Consider the following 2,239-nt stretch of genomic DNA (forward strand, 5'->3'; position numbering starts at 1 on the left):
GAAGAATCGCTTGAACGTCTCCATATTAGTGTGAAAGAAATGATTGATAAAAATGCTTGCGACCGTTATATCATGCTTGGAGGGGACCATGGAGTCAGTTATCCTTCTATCCGTGCGTTCCATGAACGGTTTGGTAAAATAGGTGTGATTCAATGGGATGCCCACCATGATGTCAGGAATTTAGAGGATGGAGGAAGGACGAACGGAACTCCATTCAGAAGCCTGATTGAGGGTGGGTTCATAAAAGGGGAGCATTTAGTTCAGGTCGGCATACGTGATTATGCCAATGCGAAAAAATATCATGATTATACAAAGGAAAAGGGCATTTCGGTTTATACTATGGCTGACATAGAAATGAATGGAATCGTACCTATAATAAAAAAAGAATTAGACAGATTAACTAATCTGGTAGACATCATTTACTTATCGGTAGATATGGATGTTGTAGACCAGGCATTTGCTCCTGGTTGCCCAGCTATTGGCCCAGGAGGTATTACCAGCAGGGAACTGTTATCAAGTATTTCTGCTGCTGCATCCCATGAAAAAGTAAAGGCGATGGACATTGTTGAAATTGATCCATCGAAGGATTTCCGCGATCTTACCAGTAGACTTGCAGCAGCAGCGATGCTTCGTTTCATGTATATTCAAAAATAAACCTCATTTGGAAGAGCCTGCAGACTTTGGTCTGCAGGCTTCTTTAAAAGATAAGAAAGCATAAAATTCACTTCGAGAAATGTCCAGCTCCAGCGCCTAGCCCCTCTAGTCGCATCGATCCGCCCAATGAAGTCAAAGAACGACTTCACCGGTCGGCCCTCCAGCGCTTGTCGGGGCTGACCAAGGCGCTTGCGCTTTTCTAATTCAGTCTATCCAATTTTTTGGAAGGATTATCCAATGTCCAATTTTGCAACTAGGGCGACTAAGATTTGTAGAAGGGCCTGGATATTGACAGCAATATCCGTGTCAGTCGTTCTTACTTCGACATGTTTTGATCCTTCAATGACCGTTTTTTGAGTGTTTTTTTGCTTTGTCTTGATGACTTGTTTAATCTCATTCACAACAGCATTTCCTCGTTCTGAATCACCGATTGTAATGCTGATAACTGCTGCGATAGCAGCCTGAAGACCTAATTGAAGAGAAATAGCTGCCTGAGTATCTGTTGTATGGACATCAACGCATTCTGAATCCTTGATAATGATCCATTCGTATGATTGTTGTTTAGTAACGGCCTTTTGATCTGCCTCTTGAGTAACTTCAGCATCTTCACCTTTACCAGTTTCACAGTGGTCCAATGCTCTCCACTTTTTATCTTGGCTCATATTTTTTCACCTCTTTCTAGATTAATAGTTTAAAAAATGTCTAATTCAGCAACGAGTGCAACCAAAACCTGCAGTAATGCCTGAACATTTACTGCTACGTCTGTGTCAGTTGTTGTTACGTTGACATCTTTAGAGTTAGTGATGATAATCTTTTGTGTGTTTGTTTGTTCAGTGCCAATTTCTTGAGTAAGCTGTTGTGCTACGTATTGGCCTTGTGCTGAATCGCCGATTGTTACACTGATCACTAATGCGATGGCTAACTGGAGGGCAACCTGCAGAGAAACAGCTGCTTGGGTGTCGCTTGTTTGAACTTTGACGTTGCAGGAATCTTTAATCCAAATTAGTTCGTCAGAATTTTGTTCAGTGGACTCTATCTGGACTGCTTCCTGTTCTACATTCGCTTTCTTCTTGCAGTTATTGCCTGAATGGTGCGGTTTGTAATTATCATGGTAATAATATCTTGACATTGCTTTCACTCCTTTAATCTAGTATGGAATATCATATTATTGGAACCTCGCAATAGCTTGTGTATATTCCCTAAAAAGAGCCCCATTTTCAAAAAATAGACACCCATTTATAGGGTGTCAGGGGTAAAGTCTATTTTTTTGAACCGGGATTTTTATTAGAATTGTTGGAGGCATTAATGAAGGAATCTACTTGTTTGCTTAGATCTTCAACCAGTTCCTTGATTGCCTGTTTTTTGTCATCCGAAAGATTTTCTTTCACTTCATTTTTACTGATTCCATTTTTCTGTAAGATATCATTTACAAATAAGTCGATGAGACTGTTAGGAATAGCATTCGGTTTTTTGGGGTGGTCATTCATGATTATCTCTCCTTTGGATATGATTTCGTCCTATTATGTTATGTTCACTTTTGCTGACTGGACAGGGCGGGAAACCAATTACGCAAGATATACTCATG

General features: G+C 40.3%; 5 protein-coding genes. 1 reads left to right on the forward strand and 4 read right to left on the reverse strand.

Annotation, left to right across the window (positions count from 1 at the left end; genetic code table 11):
* A partial coding sequence (locus tag WB217_RS18235; RefSeq protein ID WP_423994726.1) for an agmatinase family protein occupies positions 1 to 654 on the forward strand: 654 nt, incomplete at its 5' end.
* On the opposite strand, the gene WB217_RS18240 is transcribed toward WB217_RS18235, so the two are convergent.
* The 4 genes from WB217_RS18240 to WB217_RS18255 all read right to left on the reverse strand — a co-directional run bounded on the left by WB217_RS18240 (position 645) and on the right by WB217_RS18255 (position 2,141).
* Positions 645 to 803 (reverse strand): hypothetical protein, encoded by a 159-nt coding sequence (locus tag WB217_RS18240; protein WP_423994727.1) that lies wholly within the window; start codon positions 801 to 803, stop codon positions 645 to 647. The two genes, WB217_RS18235 and WB217_RS18240, sit on opposite strands and share 10 nt — an antisense overlap.
* An 81-nt stretch (positions 804 to 884) precedes the next feature.
* On the reverse strand, positions 885 to 1,316 hold the full coding sequence (locus WB217_RS18245) for a spore coat protein (protein ID WP_423994728.1): 432 nt from the start codon (positions 1,314 to 1,316) through the stop codon (positions 885 to 887).
* Between the two features lie 29 nt (positions 1,317 to 1,345).
* Positions 1,346 to 1,783, reverse strand: coding sequence for a spore coat protein (locus tag WB217_RS18250; protein ID WP_423994729.1), 438 nt, complete (start codon positions 1,781 to 1,783; stop codon positions 1,346 to 1,348).
* A 130-nt stretch (positions 1,784 to 1,913) separates the two neighbouring features.
* Positions 1,914 to 2,141, reverse strand: a complete 228-nt coding sequence (locus tag WB217_RS18255; protein WP_423994730.1) for a spore coat protein — start codon at positions 2,139 to 2,141, stop codon at positions 1,914 to 1,916.
* Positions 2,142 to 2,239 lie beyond the last annotated feature (98 nt).

This window comes from Mesobacillus sp., from assembly GCF_049588175.1.
Lineage (GTDB): Bacteria > Bacillota > Bacilli > Bacillales > Cytobacillaceae > Mesobacillus.

Bases quoted from the DNA above. Each gene is read 5' to 3' on its own strand.
- WB217_RS18245 (WP_423994728.1), bottom strand. From the start codon at position 1,316: ATGAGCCAAGATAAAAAGTGGAGAGCATTGGACCACTGTGAAACTGGT.
- WB217_RS18250 (WP_423994729.1), bottom strand. From the start codon at position 1,783: ATGTCAAGATATTATTACCATGATAATTACAAACCGCACCATTCAGGC.
- WB217_RS18255 (WP_423994730.1), bottom strand. From the start codon at position 2,141: ATGAATGACCACCCCAAAAAACCGAATGCTATTCCTAACAGTCTCATC.